Source organism: Thalassospira sp. SM2505 (assembly GCF_054901115.1).
In genome coordinates this window covers 4,192,655-4,210,233 of sequence record NZ_CM142731.1, presented here as the reverse complement: position 1 = coordinate 4,210,233, position 17,579 = coordinate 4,192,655, and the positions used below count along the sequence as shown (strand labels likewise).

The 17,579-nt window shown below is 55.9% G+C and carries 14 protein-coding genes; 3 read left to right on the top strand and 11 right to left on the bottom strand.

Annotated features, from left to right (window positions below):
* The first annotated feature begins 100 nt into the window (after positions 1–100).
* The 3 genes from ACTU44_RS19715 to ACTU44_RS19705 are packed head-to-tail and all read left to right on the top strand — an operon-like array spanning position 101 to position 4,753.
* Positions 101–976, top strand: a complete 876-nt coding sequence (locus ACTU44_RS19715; protein ID WP_114098165.1) for a branched-chain amino acid ABC transporter permease — start codon at positions 101–103, stop codon at positions 974–976.
* Positions 976–3,540 carry a branched-chain amino acid ABC transporter ATP-binding protein/permease gene (locus ACTU44_RS19710; protein WP_462096174.1) on the top strand — a complete coding sequence of 855 codons (2,565 nt, stop codon included), beginning with the start codon at positions 976–978 and terminating at the stop codon, positions 3,538–3,540. The genes ACTU44_RS19715 and ACTU44_RS19710 overlap by 1 nt, the downstream gene beginning before the upstream one ends.
* Positions 3,533–4,753: an amidohydrolase family protein gene (locus ACTU44_RS19705; protein WP_462096173.1), complete on the top strand. Its 1,221-nt coding sequence runs from the start codon at positions 3,533–3,535 to the stop codon at positions 4,751–4,753. Before ACTU44_RS19710 ends, ACTU44_RS19705 begins: the two co-directional genes overlap by 8 nt.
* Positions 4,754–4,817: 64 nt before the next feature.
* On the opposite strand, the gene ACTU44_RS19700 is transcribed toward ACTU44_RS19705, so the two are convergent.
* The 11 genes from ACTU44_RS19700 to ACTU44_RS19650 all read right to left on the bottom strand — a co-directional run bounded on the left by ACTU44_RS19700 (position 4,818) and on the right by ACTU44_RS19650 (position 17,576).
* Positions 4,818–6,245 (bottom strand): gamma-aminobutyraldehyde dehydrogenase, encoded by a 1,428-nt coding sequence (locus ACTU44_RS19700; RefSeq protein WP_114098168.1) that lies wholly within the window; start codon positions 6,243–6,245, stop codon positions 4,818–4,820.
* Positions 6,246–6,280: 35 nt separating this feature from the next.
* Positions 6,281–7,096, bottom strand: a complete 816-nt coding sequence (locus ACTU44_RS19695; RefSeq protein WP_336083868.1) for an ABC transporter permease — start codon at positions 7,094–7,096, stop codon at positions 6,281–6,283.
* Positions 7,086–8,057 carry an ABC transporter permease gene (locus ACTU44_RS19690; RefSeq protein ID WP_336083866.1) on the bottom strand — a complete coding sequence of 324 codons (972 nt, stop codon included), beginning with the start codon at positions 8,055–8,057 and terminating at the stop codon, positions 7,086–7,088. Before ACTU44_RS19690 ends, ACTU44_RS19695 begins: the two co-directional genes overlap by 11 nt.
* A complete protein-coding gene (locus ACTU44_RS19685; protein ID WP_462096172.1) occupies positions 8,054–9,043 on the bottom strand; it encodes an ABC transporter ATP-binding protein in 990 nt (329 codons plus the stop codon). Before ACTU44_RS19685 ends, ACTU44_RS19690 begins: the two co-directional genes overlap by 4 nt.
* A gap of 225 nt (positions 9,044–9,268) precedes the next feature.
* The gene (locus tag ACTU44_RS19680; protein ID WP_114098172.1) at positions 9,269–10,429 is read right to left on the bottom strand and encodes an ABC transporter substrate-binding protein; all 1,161 of its coding nucleotides are present in this window, start codon (positions 10,427–10,429) and stop codon (positions 9,269–9,271) included.
* 176 nt (positions 10,430–10,605) lie between these two features.
* Positions 10,606–11,571, bottom strand: a complete 966-nt coding sequence (locus ACTU44_RS19675; RefSeq protein ID WP_462096171.1) for a LysR family transcriptional regulator — start codon at positions 11,569–11,571, stop codon at positions 10,606–10,608.
* Positions 11,572–12,930: a sensor histidine kinase gene (locus tag ACTU44_RS19670; RefSeq protein WP_462096170.1), complete on the bottom strand. Its 1,359-nt coding sequence runs from the start codon at positions 12,928–12,930 to the stop codon at positions 11,572–11,574.
* 5 nt (positions 12,931–12,935) lie between these two features.
* Positions 12,936–13,616: a response regulator transcription factor gene (locus ACTU44_RS19665; protein ID WP_114098174.1), complete on the bottom strand. Its 681-nt coding sequence runs from the start codon at positions 13,614–13,616 to the stop codon at positions 12,936–12,938.
* Positions 13,617–13,708: 92 nt separating this feature from the next.
* Entirely contained in the window at positions 13,709–14,317 is a 609-nt protein-coding gene (locus ACTU44_RS19660; RefSeq protein ID WP_462096169.1) for a nucleotidyltransferase family protein, read from the bottom strand.
* Between the two features lie 12 nt (positions 14,318–14,329).
* Positions 14,330–15,325: an XdhC family protein gene (locus ACTU44_RS19655; protein ID WP_462096168.1), complete on the bottom strand. Its 996-nt coding sequence runs from the start codon at positions 15,323–15,325 to the stop codon at positions 14,330–14,332.
* An 82-nt stretch (positions 15,326–15,407) separates the two neighbouring features.
* Entirely contained in the window at positions 15,408–17,576 is a 2,169-nt protein-coding gene (locus ACTU44_RS19650; RefSeq protein ID WP_462096167.1) for a xanthine dehydrogenase family protein molybdopterin-binding subunit, read from the bottom strand.
* Between the last annotated feature and the right edge of the window lie 3 nt (positions 17,577–17,579).

The window sequence follows — 17,579 nt, the reverse complement described above, 5'->3', positions numbered from 1 at the left end:
CTTTTAATCCCTGTGCGGTGCGGTCCCATCCCGTATCGCACGGGTTTTATTCCTTTTTGAATGATGCGCTTTCGGGCGCGACATAAACAGGCGACTGGCAATGACATTATTAATCGCAGCCCTGATTACCGGGATTGGACTGGGCAGTATGTACGGTCTGATCGCGCTCGGTTTTCAGATCACCTATTCCGTGTCTTCGAAAGTCAATTTTGCCCAAGGGTCGATGGTGATGCTTGGGGCGGTGTTGGGTTTTGTTTTTTGTGAACGATACGGTTTGCCTGTCATTGTCGGTTATCCGTTGGCGATCCTGTGCTGTGGTCTTGCCGGTATTCTTGTCGAATTCTTCCTTGTCCGTCCCTTTGCCGTTCGCAATTCCGAAGCCTGGCTGATGGCAACCGTTGCAGGCGGCATTTTGCTTGATAACGCGGTGCTTTTCACCTTTGGCAATGAACCGCGCACCCTGCCTTCCGCCCTTGTTGGCGAAAGCTGGAACATCTTTGGCACGGGTGTCTATCCGCAACAGATCCTGATCCCGATTGCAGCCATCGCTGTTGCCCTGGCCCTTCATGCGCTGTTCCGTCATACCCGTCAGGGGCGTGCGCTTTTGGCAGTCGTTCAGAACCTTCAGGCGGCAAAGCTGATGGGGATCAACACCACGGTGATGGTCACGGGTTCCTTTGCCATTTCGTCGATGCTTGCGGGCTGTGCCGGTCTTTTGATCGCGCCGCTGTTTTCCGTGCATTCGGATATGGGCACGCTGTTTGGGCTTAAGGCCTTTGCGGTTGCCATTCTGGGCGGGATGACGTCGGCCTATAGCGTGATGCTGGCGGGCTTTATCTATGGTCTGGTCGAGGCCGGTGTGACCACCTATCTCGGATCGTCCTATACCTTCATTGTCGTATTCGCACTTGTGATTGCGGTTCTGACCATCAAACCAAGCGGCCTGTTTGGCCGTGCAGCGATCAAGAAGGTCTGATGATGAAGCGCGATATGAAGTTCAAAAATCCAATGCCCAGGCTTGATAAACCTGTCGCCCTTGATAGCGTGATTGTCCTTGCCGTCCTTGGCGGATTGATCGGTGTTTCGATCACGGGTGGCTATACCCAGTTCATCATCGGCCTTGTTGCCATCACCACGGTTCTGTGTGTGGGACTGAACGTTCTTTATGGTCTGACCGGACTTGTGTCACTCGGTCAGGTCGGCTTCTTTGCCATTGGCGCTTATGCCAGTGCGATCCTGACCCTTGCCGGGGTCAATTTCTGGCTGTCGCTGGTTGCAGCAACCTTGATTGCCGGTGTTGCTGGCTGTGTGCTGGCGCTTTCGGCTGCAAGGATGGCCGGGCCGTTCCTTGCCATGGTGACCATTGCCTTTGCCTTTATTGTCGAGCATGGCGCGATTGAATGGCGATCACTCACCGGCGGGCAGAACGGATTGATGGGTTTTCCCATGCCCGAACTGTTTGGCTATATGTTTAGCGAAACCGATCTGGTGATGCTGTGTGTGGTTCTGGGCGGGGTTGCGTTGCTGGCATTCCGTCGTCTGGCGACAAGCGGCTGGGGCATGGCGATGACGTCGATGCGCGATGCCGAAATTGCGGCCAGTTCGCTGGGTTATAATGCCTTTGCGGTCAAGGCGTCGGGCTTTGCGATTGCCGCGGCCATGGCGGGCCTTGCCGGTGCGCTGTTTGCACCGCTTATGATGTTCATTGCCCCGTCGAACTTCCCGTTCAGCCAGTCGATCCTGTATCTGTTTGCGGTCATTCTGGGCGGTGCTGGCACGGTTCTGGGGCCGCTGGTTGGCGCGACCGTTTCGGTGATGTTGCCCGAAATTCTGGCCGATTTTGCCGAATATCGTTTGCTGATTTTCGGGGCACTTCTGATCGTGGTTCTGCTGATCGCGCCACGCGGTATTGTTGGTGTGGTTGAACGTTTCATCCCGCTTAAAAAACGCACGGTCAATGCAATCCCCGCCGCCGAAATCGAAGCCGGGCTTAAGGCCTATGGCAAGTCAGACGGACTGGTGGTTGATGATATCTCCATCGCCTTTGGCGGGGTGAAGGCGGTGAATTCCGTATCCTTTACCGCCAAACCGGGACAGGTGACGTCGATCATTGGCCCGAACGGGGCAGGCAAGACCACGCTTTTGAACATCATCAGCGGCTTCTACAAACCAACCGAGGGGGCCGTTCGGATCGGCAATCAGGACATCGCCGGAAAGCCGACCGACTTTGCCGCGCGCAACGGAATTGCACGCACCTATCAGGCAACCAGGCTTTTTGAAAACATGTCGGTTGTCGATAACGTGATTGCCGGGATTCCGGTCGGGCGTTTTGGCAAGCCGTTCAGCGCCATTGCATCGGATGAAAACCGCAATCATGCGGCGGGACTTTTGGCGTTTTGCGGATATCAGGGCGATATCGATGCCCGTGCCGGTGACTTGCCGCATGTGGATCGCCGTCTGGTCGAAATTGCGCGCTCGCTTGCGACCAAGCCCGGTGTGTTGTTGCTTGATGAACCGGCCGCCGGTTTGATGCATGCCGATAAGGTGGCGTTGTCAAAATTGCTGCGTCAGTTGGCCGATGCCGGAATCACGGTGGTTCTGGTCGAACATGACATGGAAATGGTCATGGGCATTTCCGACCAGATTTTGGCGGTCGATGCTGGAACCCCGATCATCTTTGGCAGTCCGCAGGCGGTCCAGAATGATCCGCAAGTCATTGCCGCCTATCTGGGGGATGGCAAAATGAAAGCCCGCCCGCGTCCGGTGCCGTTCGAGGCGGGTGAATCACCCGTCATTGAAACCCTGCGTTTGACGGCGGGATATGGCGCGGCCCCGGTTCTGCATTCGGTTGATCTCAAGGTCCGGCAGGGAGAAATGGTTGCCCTGCTTGGTGCCAATGGGGCTGGCAAATCAACCTTCCTGACGGCTCTTGCCGGGTTGCTCCGGCCAGTGAAGGGGCAGATCGTTCTCAATAACGAATATATCCACGCGCTTGCCCCGCACCAGATTGTTGAACAGGGACTGATCCTTGTCCCCGAAGGACGGCAGGTCTTCCCGGAACTGACGGTGCGCGAAAACATCGAACTGGGGGCCTATAAGCAACCCAAACCGGTCAGTCATGACGAACTGGAAGCCATCCTGAAACGTTTCCCGCGTTTGCGGGACCGTATCAACAGTCCGGCCGGGCTCCTGTCGGGCGGCGAACAGCAGATGATGGCAATCGCGCGCGGTCTGGTGGCCAAGCCAAAGGCCTTGTTGCTTGATGAGCCGTCCCTTGGTCTGGCACCCGCCATGACCGAAGAACTTTATGCCATTCTGGGCGAGCTTCGCGATGACGGGGTAACGATCCTTCTGGTCGATCAGATGGCGACCATGGCGCTGGCCGTTGCCGATTACGCCTATGTCCTGGAACAGGGGCAGGTGGTTGCCGAGGGCGTTGCGGCCGATTTGCGACAGGATGAACGCCTGATTGCGGCCTATCTTGGTGGCAGCGAACAGGGCGATAAAAATCAAGAAAAGGAAGCCGTTGCAAATGCTTGATTATCTGGTGAGGAACGCCTGCCTGCATGGCGAGAACGGACTTGTTGATATCGCCGTAAAGGGCGGGAAAATTGTTGAGATCGCAAAGGCCATTTCAACCGAGGCACCGGGCTTTGATGCCAGCGGCCAGCTGATCAGTTGCGGCTTTGTCGAAAGTCATCTGCATCTGGACAAGGCTTGTATTCTTGATCGGGCCAAGAATGAAACCGGGACCCTTGCCGGGGCAATAAGCGCGGTTGCCAATGCCAAAAGCGGCTTTACCGAAGATGACATCTATCGTCGCGGCGCACGCGTGATTGAAAAGGCGATCACCGAGGGAACCAACGCCATCCGCACCCATGTGGAGATTGATCCGGGCATCGGTCTTGCGGGATTTAATGCGGTTAAATGCCTGAAGGAAGATTACGCCTGGGCAATGGATATCGAGATTTGCGTCTTCCCGCAGGAAGGCCTGTTCAACTATGCAGGCACAGAAGAACTCCTGCGCGAGGCCCTTGAAAACGGTGCCGATCTTTTGGGTGGCTGTCCCTATATGGATACGGACCCGAATGGTCAGATCCTGCGTCTGTTTGAAATGGCGCGCCAATATGATGTCGATCTTGATTTCCATCTTGATTTCGATCTGGACGGTTCGTGGCGCCATCTTGACGAAGTCGCCCGCCAGTCGATTGCCTTTGGCTGGCAAGGGCGGGTGATGATTGGTCATGTGACCAAGCTTTCGGTCCTGCCGAAAGCAGAACTTGAAGATACAATCGCAATCATGCGCGATGCCGGGATTGGATTAACCGTGCTTCCGGCAACCGACCTTTTCCTGACCGGGCGCGATCATGATCATAGCGTTCCGCGCGGCGTGGCCCCAGCGCACAAGATTGCCCATCATGGCGTTTGCTGCACAATTGCGACCAACAATGTGCTTAATCCGTTCACGCCTTATGGGGATTGTTCGCTGTCGCGCATGGCGAACCTTTATGCCAATGTCTGTCAGCTTTCGACGCAAGCCGAACTTGAAAACTGCTTTGCCATGATCGCCGATGCCCCGGCCAAACTTCTGGGCCGGTCCACCAAGATCGCAGTGGGCGAAGCGGCAAGCTTCATCATCCTGCCCGCCCAAAGTCGCGCACAGGTGGTTTCCGAAATCAGCCGCCCGGTTTGGGGCATGAAAGACGGGCGGGTAACGTTCGAACATCCCGCCGCAAAGCTGTTTCGGCCATAAGTCACACAAATAAAAAAGGGCAGCAAATATACTGCCCTTTTTGTCTGATGATTGGTGGTTGTGACTAACCGTGCGCGATCATGATGTGACGGGCAGCGGTGTAGTCTTCGAGTGCGTAGTGTGACATGTCCTTGCCATAGCCGGATTGTTTCAAACCACCATGGGGCATTTCATTGACCAGCATGAAGTGGGTGTTGATCCATGTGCAGCCATAACGCAGGCGGGCACTTGTTTGCATGGCGCGCGAGATATCCTTGGTCCAGATAGATGATGCCAGACCATAATCGGAATCATTGGCCCAAGCGACGGCCTCGTCGACATCGGTAAAGCGGGTGATGGACGCCACCGGCCCGAAAACCTCGCGGCGCACGATTTCATCAGATTGAAGGGCACCGGCAATCACGGTCGGCTGATAGAAGAAGCCCGGCCCGTCATGCAGTTTGCCGCCGGTGGTGATTTCGATGTGTTTCTGCTCGGATGCGCGGGCGACGAAGCTTGCCACGCGGTCACGCTGGCGTTCGGAAATCAGCGGGCCGATTTCGTTTTCGCTGTCATCAGCACGGGCATAGGCAATGCTTGAAACCGCTGATGACAAATCCGCCACCAGCTTGTCATGGATTTTCGGGCCTGCATAAATGCGACACGCTGCCGTGCAATCCTGACCGGCGTTATAGTAGCTAAAGGCGCGCAACCCTTCGACAACCGCATCCACATCGGCATCATCAAAGACAATGACGGGTGCCTTGCCGCCCAGTTCCAGATGGGTGCGCTTGACCGATTTGGCCGCAGCCTGAAGAACCTTTTTGCCGGTTGCGACATCACCGGTGATCGAAATCATATCGACCTTGGGATGGTTGATCAGGGCATTGCCCACGGTGGCCCCGCGACCCAGCACGATATTCACCACACCTTCGGGCAGGATATCGGCCAGAATGGTTGCCAGTTTAAGGGCGGTCAGCGGTGTTTGTTCAGACGGCTTGAAGACAACCGTGTTACCCCCGGCAATCGCCGGGGCGAGTTTCCAGGCCATCATCATCATCGGATAGTTCCAGGGCGCGATGGAACCAACCACACCAATCGGATCGCGGCGGATCATCGAAGTGTGTCCGGGCATATATTCACCGGCAAGCGAGCCCTGCATACAGCGTACAGCACCGGCAAAGAAGCGATAGCAATCGACAATGGCGGGAATTTCGTCATCGCGCACCGCATTGATCGGTTTGCCGCAGTTCAGGGATTCCAGTTTGACGAATTCTTCGGCTTCGGCCTCGATCCGGTCGGCTATTTTCAGAAGATAACCCGACCGTTCTGACGGTGTGGTGCGCGACCAGGATTTGAATGCATGTTCTGCGGCATTCACGGCCCGGTCGATCTGTTCCATTGATGCTTCGGGCAGCATCATGATGGTTTCGCCGGTTTTCGGATTGATGATGTTTTCTTCGGCTTCGACGCCCATTTCAAGGCTGCTGCCGATCAGCATCTTGGTATCCATAATAAGTTCTCCCGTTTGTATCATTATCGCGTTGTTCATTTCCCGGATCCGGCCACCTGATCGCCATCACGCGTCAGGTAATAGGCCGCAAGGATCGGCAGGACCGTGACCAGAACCACAACCATCGCCACCACATTGGTGACCGGTCGCTGGCGCGGTCGGACAAGTTCTTCAAGCATCCAGATCGGCAGGGTCGATTGCTGGCCTGCGGTAAAGGTCGTGACGATCACCTCGTCAAAGGACAGGGCAAAGGCCAGCATGCCACCCGCCAGAAGGGCGGTGCCGATATTGGGCAGAATGACATGACGGAATGTCTGGAAACTGTTGGCACCCAGATCCATTGACGCCTCAACCAGTGATCCCGATGTGCGTCTGAAACGCGCGACCGCATTGTTATAGACAACAACAACACAGAAGGTCGCGTGACCCAGAATGATCGTCCAGATCGAGAACGGAATGTCGGCAATGCTGAAGGCTGACCGAAGCGCAATACCGGTAATGATGCCGGGCAATGCAATCGGCAGGATCACCAGAAGCGAAATGGTTTCCCGGCCAAAGAATTTGGTCCGTGATACGGCGGCTGCGCACAGCGTTCCCAAAACCATGGCAATCACGGTCGAGATGGTTGCGACCTGTAACGACAGTTTCAAGGCATCCCAGACATCCGGACGGTTCCAAGTGACTTCCAGCCACTTCATGGTGAAACCGGGCGGCGGCCACTGGTATGATTTGTCCTCGGTCGTGAAGGCATAGACAAAGATCAGCGCAATGGGCAGGTGCATAAAGGCAAGACCAAGCCCGGCGGCGGCTTTCAGCGCAAAGGGTGCGCGTTGCTTTCCATCAGATCGCATCGAAGGCCCCCATGCGTTTTGCGCCCCAAAGATAGAAGCCCATGATGACAATCGGCACGACCGTAAAGGCCGCAGCCAGCGGAATATTGCCCGCCGTGCCTTGCTGGGCATAAACAGCCTGACCGATAAACAGGCGCGATGACCCGACGATTTGCGGAATGATGTAATCACCAAGGGTCAGTGAGAAGGTAAAGATCGACCCCGCGACAATGCCCGGCAAGGCCAGCGGGAAAATTACATGGCGGAATGTCTGACCCGGTGTGGCACCAAGGTCACCCGATGCCTCGATATAGCTTCCCGGGACACGTTCAAGGGCGGCCTGCACGGGCAGCACCATGAAAGGCAGCCAGACATAAAGGAATACAAGGAAAGTTCCGGTATAGCTGACCGACAGGGAATAACCGCCAATGATCGGGATCGCAAGCCAGGCTTCAAGCAGCCAGGTCAGATGCAGCTTGGCGAAAATCCAGGTCAGAATGCCTTCCTTGGCCAGGATCAGTTTCCAGGCATAGACCTTGACCAGATAGCTCGACCAAAGCGGCAGCATCACACCGATGTAAAACAGTGCCTTCCATTTGCCGCGTGCATAACGGGCGGCAAAATAGGCAATCGGAAATGCCACACAGGCCGCAGCAACCGTAACGATGGCGGCCATCGAAACGGTGCGAATGATGATGTCGAGATTGGCCGGACGGAACAGCTCGCCATAGGTTTTCAGCGTCAGTTCGTATTGAACCATCCCCGAAAATTCATCAATGGAAAAGAAACTTTGCGCCAGTAACGCAAACAGCGATCCGAGATAGATTATGCCAAGCCACAAAGCAGGCGGGGTCAGCATCAGGATCAAAAGCAGTTTGGGATTGCGCCAGAACTTGTCAGACAGCGATCCGGTCCATCCGCCCTGACCGGGCAAAATGGCGCTGCTTTGAGCCGTTTGGGTGACGGATGAGGCGGCCGTCATTGGGCATCCTCCATCAAATGCAGTTCGTTTTCCTGCCAGCTGATCTGAACCGATGCACCGTTTTCGGGAACATTCTGATCGGCCGGGATCAGGGCATTGATCCGCATATTGCCAAGGGCCAGACCAACCCGGGTGGTGCCACCCAGATAGCTGCTTCCGGTGACGGTTGCGGCATGACCGTCGGATTGAACGATACGCACAGCCTCGGGGCGCAGGCTGGCATAGGCATTTTTGCCGGTCAGCTGTTTGACAAAGCCCGGCTCAAGGACATTGGATGAACCGACGAAATCAGCGACAAAGCGGCTTTGCGGACGCTGATAGATATCTTGCGGGCTTCCGACCTGCTGGATTTTACCGTCATTAAAGACAGCCACCCGATCCGCCATCGAAAGCGCTTCGCCCTGATCATGGGTAACAAAGACAAAGGTGATGCCAAGCTTGCGTTGCAGGGTTTTAAGTTCTTCCTGCATCTGTTCGCGCAATTTAAGGTCAAGCGCGCCCAGCGGTTCATCAAGCAGCAACACCTTGGGCTTGTTGACCAATGCGCGCGCAAGCGCAACGCGCTGGCGCTGACCGCCGGAAAGCTGACCGGGTCTGCGGTCGCCATACCCCGGAAGGGCCACAAGTTCGAGGGCCTCGTTGGCGGCTTTGTGGCGTTCGGCCTTGCCCATGCCCTGGATCATCAGGCCATAGGCCACATTGTCGATGATGTTCATATGCGGGAACAGGGCGTAATCCTGAAACACGGTATTTACGTTGCGCCGATAGGGCGGAACGTTTTCGACCTTGGTGCCGAAAATCTCGATATGACCGCTTGTCGGTTGCTCAAAGCCGGCAATCAGGCGCAGGCAGGTGGTCTTGCCCGATCCTGACGGGCCGAGCATGGCGAAAAACTCGCCCTCGGCAATCGACAGGTCCACATCATCAACAGCACGGACAGTGCCGAAATGACGTGAAACACTGGAAAAGGAAACTGCATTCGTCATGGGTAAACCAGTTGTTTGAAGCCCGCTCGCGCGGGGCGGGCTTCGGGTAGCAAGGGAAGGTGGCGGGTGGCGTACAATCGGGTGACTTGTGACCGGGACATGACGTGCCATTCGCGGCTTGCCCCCCGGTTTTGCCGCAAGACATCATCACATCAGGCAAGGCATCAGGTGCCGGGTGTACGAGACACCCGATGACCAAAGCCGGTCCCGGTCACATGGCTGGTCCTAGCGACCGCCGATCACACCGATATAGTCAGATACCCAACGGTAATAGGGCACGCATTCACCCTGACTTTCGCATTTCGAAACCGGGGTCTGCCAGAAGCTGACACGGTCGAAATCGTCAAAGCCATTGGTTGCGCAACCTTCGTCACCCAAAAGGGCATTGCCCTTACATGCGGCGGGAACAGCCGGGTTGGAGCCAAACCAGGCGGCAAGGTCGCCCTGAACTTTGGGCGACAGGGAATGTTCCATCCAGAGATAGGCGCAGGTCGGGTTTTCAGCATCGGCGTGAAGCATGGTGGTATCGGCCCAGCCGGTCACACCTTCTTCGGGGATGGTCGATGCAATCGGAAGGCCTTCGGATTTCAGAAGGTTGACCTGGAACGGCCAGGAACCCGATGCAACCACACCTTCGTTCTTGAAATCATCCATCTGGATGAAGGCATCGTGCCAGTAACGTGAAACCAGTTCACGCTGTCCGCGCAGAAGATCAAGGGCGGCGGCATATTGATCGGCATTCAGCTCATAGGGGCTTTTAATGCCGAGTTCCGGGTTATGCGCCATCAGATATTGTGCCGCATCGGCAATATGGATCGGGCCGTCATAGGCCTGAACACGGCCCTTGTTGGATTTGCCATCGGCAAGGGTCATTTCCTTGAAAACGACATCCCAGCTTTTCGGCGCTTCCTTGAAGGCCTCGGTATTATACATCAGAACGTTCGGACCCCACTGATAGGGGGTGCCGTAATGCACGCCATTGACCGTGTGCCAGGGGGCACTTTTCAGGCGGTCATCAACACTGTTCCAGCTTGGAATAAGGTCGGTATTGATCGGCTGAACACGTTTGCCGGCAATCATGCGCAGCGACGCATCGCCCGAGGCGGTGACAAGGTCAAAACCGCCCTCGTTCATCAGGGCAACCATTTCATCGGATGTGTTGGCGGATTTCACATTCACCTTACATCCGGTTTCTTTCTCAAACGAGGTCACCCAGTCAAAGTTGGCGTCGGTTTCACCGCGTTCGATATAGCCCGGCCATGCAACGATATTTACATTGCCTTCGGGGGTGCCAAGTGCGGTCATCATGTCGGCTGCGGCGGCCTGACTTGCCGCCAGGGCAAGCACGACCATCACGGACGTGCCCGATTTCAGTAACGATTTCATTGTGATGTCTCCCAGTTGCAGGGCGTCAATTCGTGTGACTTTTATTTCCCGCAGCCAAGGGTACGCTGATCCTGAGCATTCACAATTTCATTTATCAGAAACACGTTATCGGTTTTTCCGATATCGTTCTGAGGCGTATGGTGACACGGCGATTGGATGACCTAAGGCAATGTGCTTTAACGCAGGCGTGTTGCGCGGTGGGCCTGGGCAAGCCCGATGAAGTCACGTGCTGCCTGTGAAAGCGGTGATCCTTTGCGCCAGACGACACCAACCTGAACCATTGGAAGGGTTCCGGATACATCGCGGCTTTCGATCCGGTCACCTTCGAGTGACCAGGGGCGATAAACCAGATCGGGCAGCAATGACAAACCGGCCCCCGTTGCGACAAGGCTTCTGACAGCTTCGACCGAACGGGTGCGAAAGGCCACGCGCGGACGCGTGCCAAGGGCGCCAAGAAGCTTGCCGGTTGCTTCCTCGATCTCGTCAACGGTCAGCATGATCAGCGGTTCGGAGGTGACATCGTCAAGGGTGATGCTTTGCGCGGTTGCCAGCCGATGGCCAAGCGGCAACCACAGGCGATAAGGCGAGACTTCAAGAATTTCCGATTGCAGGGCAAGCCGGTCGCGCAAGTTGGAAATCACCATGACGGCGGCATCAATTTCGCCTCCGATCAGAAGATGTTCCAGATAATCGCCGTTATCTTCGATCGCACTGACGGTCACATGCGGATAGGCGCGGCGATAGCGCGCAAGAATGTCAGACAGGACATAACCGGCAACAAGCGAGGTCACGCCAAGATGCAATTCGCCCTGTTCGGCCTTGGCGGTATCTTCAAAGGCCTGTTTGGCGTCCGAGACATTGGCAAGAATGGTGGTGGCATGACGCAGGAACTGATGGCCGTTATGGGTGATGTTCAGCCCCCGTGAATGACGATCAAAAAGCGTCACACCAAGATCGGCTTCAAGTTCCTTGATGGCCTCGGTCACCGCCGACTGGGAAATCGACAGAATATGCGCCGCCCCCGATACAGTTCCCTGTTCGGCAACGGCGACGAAATATTGAAGCTGTCGAATGGTAAATGCCATGATGCAATCACGATAGGCGATGGCTGCACCCTTGTCGCGGTTTTTTCGATACCACAATCAAGATTGCAATATGACCTGGCTTTTCACCAGTGCCGGGGCGGGTTTGATCAGGGTTCTGGCACCGGGATCGAAGCTGACCGACATGCCGCCATTGGGCAGATGCGTTGGCGTGCAGTGCCAGTCAAGCCGCTGGCAAATCCGCTTGACCAGTTGCAAGCCGATGCCTTCGCCCTGCGGGGTGGTGCATTGACCATTGCAGGTCGAAATGGTGTTTTCGACACGCAGTTCCGTCCCGGTCAGCGTGATGGTGACCTGACCTTTGGGTGTGTGCTGGAACGCATTGCGGATCAGGTTGGAGACAACGATCATCAAAGCTGCGCGCGACGTTGCGATTTCTGTTTCCGTGCTGTCAGGGACAAAGGTGCAACTGACATGCTTGCCATCGGTCAGATAGGAAAGATCGCTGATTTCCTGTTCGATGAAGCTTGAAAGATGGATATGTTCGGTTTCACCGAGCGGCGCGTTTTCACGACCCAGCCACAAAAGGGTTTCAAGCAATTGCTGCATGTTGCGGTTCGCACGTTTGATGCGTGACATCACGCGCGACTGGGTTTCGTTAAGCGGGCTTTTTTCCAGAAGTTCCACATTGCCCGAAACAATGGTGACCGGGGTGCGCAATTCATGGCTGGCCTGACGCAGGAATTCCCGTTCGCGGGCAACGAACTTGTCGATCTGGTCAACGGATCGATGAAGTTCATGGGCCACGTCATTGAGTTCTTCAAACCCGAAATCGGGGATGGGATCACCCAAACGATCAGCGGTCAGGCTGTTGGCCCAGCTTTGCAAATCCTCGGACGGTTTGGTCAGCCGTTTGCCGATAACCCACAGGAACCAGGCAAAGATCGCCACAATGGCAATCGCAAACGGGATCGACAGCAAGGCCAGTTTATGCAGGCGCACGAAATAGACGTTGTCTTCATCGCCAGCGTGATAGGTCTGCAAAATCAGGATTTCGCGACCGTCTTTCAGCGCATAGGGGAACACAAGAAAGACCGGGTTTTCCGGATCTTCGTTCTCGGCATATTTGTCGGTATTGACATAGAAAAGCTCGCCCGGTTCCAGATCATCAGGAGATGCAAGCGCACGTAATTGTGCAGGCAATTCGTCAAAACGGTCAAAGGTCTGGATATTGAACCCGTTTGGAAGCGGCGCGTCGGGTATCTTGGCAAGCTGGTCTTCATATTGCTCGGCGATGACCTGAAGCTGAAATGATGCCACCATCCACTTGCCATAAAGCATGTAGAAATTCACGACGACGGTATAAAGAACCAGCGTGATGACCAGACCCAGCAACACGTAATTGCGCACAAAGCGCGAGAAGGATCGGGTCTTTGGGGCACAGCAGGTTGACGACATAACAGTTACTCGCGAAGGGCCACGCCCTGGCCCGGAATGGTGTGAATCAGATTTTGTTCGAACGGTTTGTCGATCCGATGGCGCAATTTGTAAAGATGCGTTTTAAGCGCATTGGTATCGGGCGGATCACCCTGCCACAGCGCCATCGACAGGCGTGACCGGGTTACTACGCGCGGGCTGTTTTGCGCCAGAACTTCAAGGATCGTCCAACCTGTTGGCGACACACTGATATTTTTGCCTGCACGCACAACCGAGCGGTTCTCAAAATCGATGCTGAGATCGCCAAGCGCGAACCGTTTGACTTCACCGCTGCGACGGCGTGACAGAACCCGGGTGCGCAGCAAAAGTTCTTCCAGCGCAAACGGCTTGACCAGATAATCATCTGCACCGGCATGAAACCCTTCGATCTTGTCATCAAGCGTATCGCGTGCGGTCAGCATCAGGACGGGGGTGTCCACCCCTTCGTCACGAAGCGCCTTGCACACACTGATCCCGTCGCGGAACGGCAGCATCAGATCAAGAACAATGACGTCATATTCCCCGGTCAAAGCCATTTTGAATGCGGTTTCGCCGTCATAGGCATGGTCGCACTCGACCCCTTCAATCGTCAGATAGTCACTGACGGTTGCGGCGATATCCATATTGTCCTCGACCAGAAGGACCATGATGTTGGCGGTTGCTTTCATTCACGTCATCTCGTTATCGGCAGGCATGAATACCATGCCGCAATTCCACCCGCAGGTCAGCCGGAAATGGCAAGACCTGCAGGCATGCCTGTTCAGGCAGGGTGTTTCAGGACTGCTTTCAGATCGTCTTTGGTGTCGATATCAAACCGGGCATTGGGCAAATCAATGCCGATCCCGTGATGAGCGGGGCCGTTCAGGATTTTACGCGCACCAACTGGTCCCGAAAGTGCGGCAAGCGTGTCAAATGTGGCCCTTGGAAAGACGGCCGGAACGCCCAAACCATCGGGGTGACGGGTGGCAATGATATCGTTGCCGTCAAAGGTCCCGATCAGTTTGGCATAGTCAGTCGTGGCAAGTTCGATCTGATCGCATAGGGCAATCAGGACCCCGTCAAATCTGTCCTGTTTCAGGATCGCGGTCATGCCCGCAGCAATCGAACTTCCCATGCCCGACGCCCAGTCATCGTTCTCGACGATACTGGCATCCGATCCGATGATCGGGCAGATTTCATCGGCAAAGGCACCCAGAACGACAAAGCATTCGATACCGGGCAAGGCTGCAACGCGATCAAGCGTATGGCGGATCATTGGCATGCCATTGATATCGGCAAGTTGTTTACGCCCGCCAAAGCGCGCACTTTCGCCCGCAGCCAGAACAAGGGCCGCAAGTTTGGGTGTGGTGTGATCTGTGTGCATGCTCATGACAGGGTCAGACTATTCCGCAGCCTGTGCCATTGCCGGTGCGGCGCGCTGTTTGAACAGGGCATGATGGATGCCTGAGAGCATCGAAAGTGCGATGCTTTCGGGCAATTGTCCGCCGATATCAAGCCCGGCCGGACTGGATATATCAAAACCCAGATCATTGCGGCTGATCCCGGCACGCTCGAGTACATCTTCGAACCGGTGGCGCGGGCCAAGGGCCGAAAGATGCTTGATTGGTGCATCGTGCAAAATGGCCAGCGCATTGGCGTCAATGCCAACACTATGTGCCATCAGGATGACGGCGTCGACACGTTGCTTCGCAACATAACGGGCAAGATCGCGATCAATAGTGCGCAGGATTGTGCCCGCTTGCGGGAAATGTTCGGGTCGTGCATTGGCCGGACGCGGATCAACCAGTGTGGTTTTCCACCCCATATTATGGGCAATCCCGATCACCGGGCGGGCGTCAATGCCCCCACCCACCACCAGAATATGGGGCTCGGGTGAAATCGGCGTGACAAGCCAGTCGCCGTCACGGCGATTTTCAATATGGGCCGGATGGTTAGCGTGCAGGGTTCCGGTCTGGAAATACCCTTCGACCGCGTTGATCTTCTGGAAATAAAGACCGCTTTCGCGTCTGGTCAATGCGCTGTGCAGATCCGATAATCCAAGGTCATTACCCCCGGTGATCGGTTGCAGCATGATATAGACCGTGCCGCCACATCCAACGCCCAGCTTGAATGACAGATCATCTTCGTCATTGCCGTCATAGGTCAGCATGACCGGGCGTCCCGTATGCATGGCCTTGCGGGCATTACGGATGATGTCGGCTTCCAGACAGCCGCCACTGAGCAGGCCGAACTGCTGTCCGTGCCCGTTAATCAGCATCATGGCCCCGGCCTTGCGATAGGCCGATCCTTCGGTGCGGTACACCGTGCCCAACACCCATTCGGTGCCTTCACGGTTTTCCTGCCAGGCGTTGAGCATGGCGGAAAGCTGGTTATTCATCACATCGCCCTTTCCATAGAAGGGGAACTGCCCGGAGAACCGGGGAGGGGGGAAGATGTTTGGTTCCCCGGGCAGTCATGCCTTAGACGAAGTCGAAACCGGCTTTGGTCATGGGAAGATCCATGATCCGCTTGCCGGTTTTGGCAAAGATGGCATTGGCAACAGCCGGACCGGTCGGGGGAACGCCCGGTTCGCCAACGCCAGTAGGTGCATTGTTTGACGCAACAATTGCGACCTCGATTTCAGGCATTTCGATGTTTCGCAGAAGTTCGTAATCAGGGAAGTTATATTGATCGACTTCCCCGTCGGTGAGAGTGACCTCGTTGCGGAAGATGGCCGAAAGGGCATAGCCCGCCCCGCCTTCCATCTGCGCGCGGATCACGTCCGGGTTCACGGCAACACCGCATTCAACCGCCATGAACAGTTTGTTGACATGAACACTTGTGTCTTCGACCGTGACATCGGCAACCACCACCACACAGGTGTTGAACGAGTAGTGGGCAGCAAAGCCGCGCGTATCGCCCGCCTTCCAGCCGGAAATCTCGCGAACCAGTTTGATGGCCTCGATCATGCGGGCCTGATTGGCGCCAGCGGGATCAAGCATGGACAGACGCATTTCAATCGGGTCCTGACCGGTTTCGGTCGCGACCATATCCATCAGGCTTTCCATAACAAAACCGGTATGGGTATGACCAACCGAACGCCACCAGTTGATCGGAACCGGGGTGGTAAAGTCGCTGAGACCGATCCCCATATTGGGAAGGCGATAAAGGCTTTCGGCCACACCTTCGACCGAGGTCGGATCAACGCCATCCTTGACCATCATTTCGAACGGCCCACCCTTGGCAATGGATTTGACCGCCAGTCGATGGTCCCATCCGATGATCTTGCCATCACCATCAAGGCCGATCTTGGCGCGATGGGCGGACATCGGGCGATAGTAACCGCCCTTGATATCGTCTTCGCGGCTCCAGACCAGCTTGACCGGAACCTTGCGTCCCGAAACGGCAAAGGCCATGGCGGCTTCGACATTGTAATCGGATGCCGCATTGGCGCGGCGTCCGAAGGAGCCCCCGGCATACAGGGTTTTAATTTCAACCTTGGCCGGATCAAGGCCAAGTGTTGCCGCAACCATCGGACGGGTCAGGGTCGGGAACTGACAGCCGTCATGAACGCGCACGCCATCACCGACCGGCTCAATGGTGCAGTTTTCCGGTTCCAGTGGCGCGTGGGCAAGGAACGGGAAGGTAAACTGGGCGTCAATTGTCTTGGCCGCACCCGCCAGAACAGACGCAACCGATGCCAGTGGAACTTGGTGATTGGCATCAAATTGCGGGGCATCAAGCATTGCAATATGATCGGCAATCATGGCGTCCGTGCTGCGTGTTTCCGCGGCACTGAAATCCCATTCGACCGACAGGGCGTCACGGGCCTGGAATGCAGCCCAGGTGTTTTTGCCAAAGGCAACCACGCCAGCCTTGTTTGGCAGAACCTGTGCGGCGATGAAGCCACCGACTTCCTTGGCAGCACTGTCATCAAACGAGACAACGGTACCGCCAAATTTCGGGCTGCGCATGATGGCGGCATAGATCATGCCGGGCAGATTGACATCCATGGCAAACATCGCCGTGCCATTGGTCTTGCCGGTATTGTCCTTGCGATGAAGTTTGGAGCTTCCGATCAGTTTGAACTGATCAGGGGTTTTCACAGCGGGTTTTGCGACAGCCTCAAGGGTTGCGGCAATGGCAACAAACTCGCCGAAATGACCGGATTTTCCGCCAGAGCTCAGCATGCCGTTTTCAACCGTGATGGTTGATGCCTCAACACCCCAGCTTTGTGCGGCAGCACGTACCAGAAGGTCACGCGCAGCGGCCCCGGCTTCGCGATACTGCATGAAGGAGTTGGCAATGGATGTTGATCCACCGGTTCCCTGTGCGCCAAAGAACAGGTTGGCATAGCGGTTGTTATCTGCTGGCGCGAAATCAGTGGCAACCGTGTCCCAGTTGGCATCAAGTTCTTCGGCAACCAGTGTGGTCAGGCCGGTTGTGGTGCCCTGACCCATTTCGAAATGCTTGATGATGACGGTGACTGTGCCATCGGCATCAATTTTGACAAACGGGTTAAGATCGGTCGCAGCCGCAGCAGCGGAACCGGCGGCCAGAACACCCTTGGCATTCACGCCAACCAGAAGGGCGGTGGTGCCAGCAGCCGAGGCCTTAAGGAAGCCGCGACGTGAAACATTGATTGTCATGAC

Bases quoted from the DNA above. Each gene is read 5' to 3' on its own strand.
- ACTU44_RS19715 (WP_114098165.1), top strand. From the start codon at position 101: ATGACATTATTAATCGCAGCCCTGATTACCGGGATTGGACTGGGCAGT.
- ACTU44_RS19710 (WP_462096174.1), top strand. From the start codon at position 976: ATGATGAAGCGCGATATGAAGTTCAAAAATCCAATGCCCAGGCTTGAT.
- ACTU44_RS19705 (WP_462096173.1), top strand. From the start codon at position 3,533: ATGCTTGATTATCTGGTGAGGAACGCCTGCCTGCATGGCGAGAACGGA.
- ACTU44_RS19700 (WP_114098168.1), bottom strand. From the start codon at position 6,245: ATGGATACCAAGATGCTGATCGGCAGCAGCCTTGAAATGGGCGTCGAA.
- ACTU44_RS19695 (WP_336083868.1), bottom strand. From the start codon at position 7,096: ATGCGATCTGATGGAAAGCAACGCGCACCCTTTGCGCTGAAAGCCGCC.
- ACTU44_RS19690 (WP_336083866.1), bottom strand. From the start codon at position 8,057: ATGACGGCCGCCTCATCCGTCACCCAAACGGCTCAAAGCAGCGCCATT.
- ACTU44_RS19685 (WP_462096172.1), bottom strand. From the start codon at position 9,043: ATGACGAATGCAGTTTCCTTTTCCAGTGTTTCACGTCATTTCGGCACT.
- ACTU44_RS19680 (WP_114098172.1), bottom strand. From the start codon at position 10,429: ATGAAATCGTTACTGAAATCGGGCACGTCCGTGATGGTCGTGCTTGCC.
- ACTU44_RS19670 (WP_462096170.1), bottom strand. From the start codon at position 12,930: ATGTCGTCAACCTGCTGTGCCCCAAAGACCCGATCCTTCTCGCGCTTT.
- ACTU44_RS19665 (WP_114098174.1), bottom strand. From the start codon at position 13,616: ATGAAAGCAACCGCCAACATCATGGTCCTTCTGGTCGAGGACAATATG.
- ACTU44_RS19660 (WP_462096169.1), bottom strand. From the start codon at position 14,317: ATGAGCATGCACACAGATCACACCACACCCAAACTTGCGGCCCTTGTT.
- ACTU44_RS19655 (WP_462096168.1), bottom strand. From the start codon at position 15,325: ATGAATAACCAGCTTTCCGCCATGCTCAACGCCTGGCAGGAAAACCGT.
- ACTU44_RS19650 (WP_462096167.1), bottom strand. From the start codon at position 17,576: ATGACAATCAATGTTTCACGTCGCGGCTTCCTTAAGGCCTCGGCTGCT.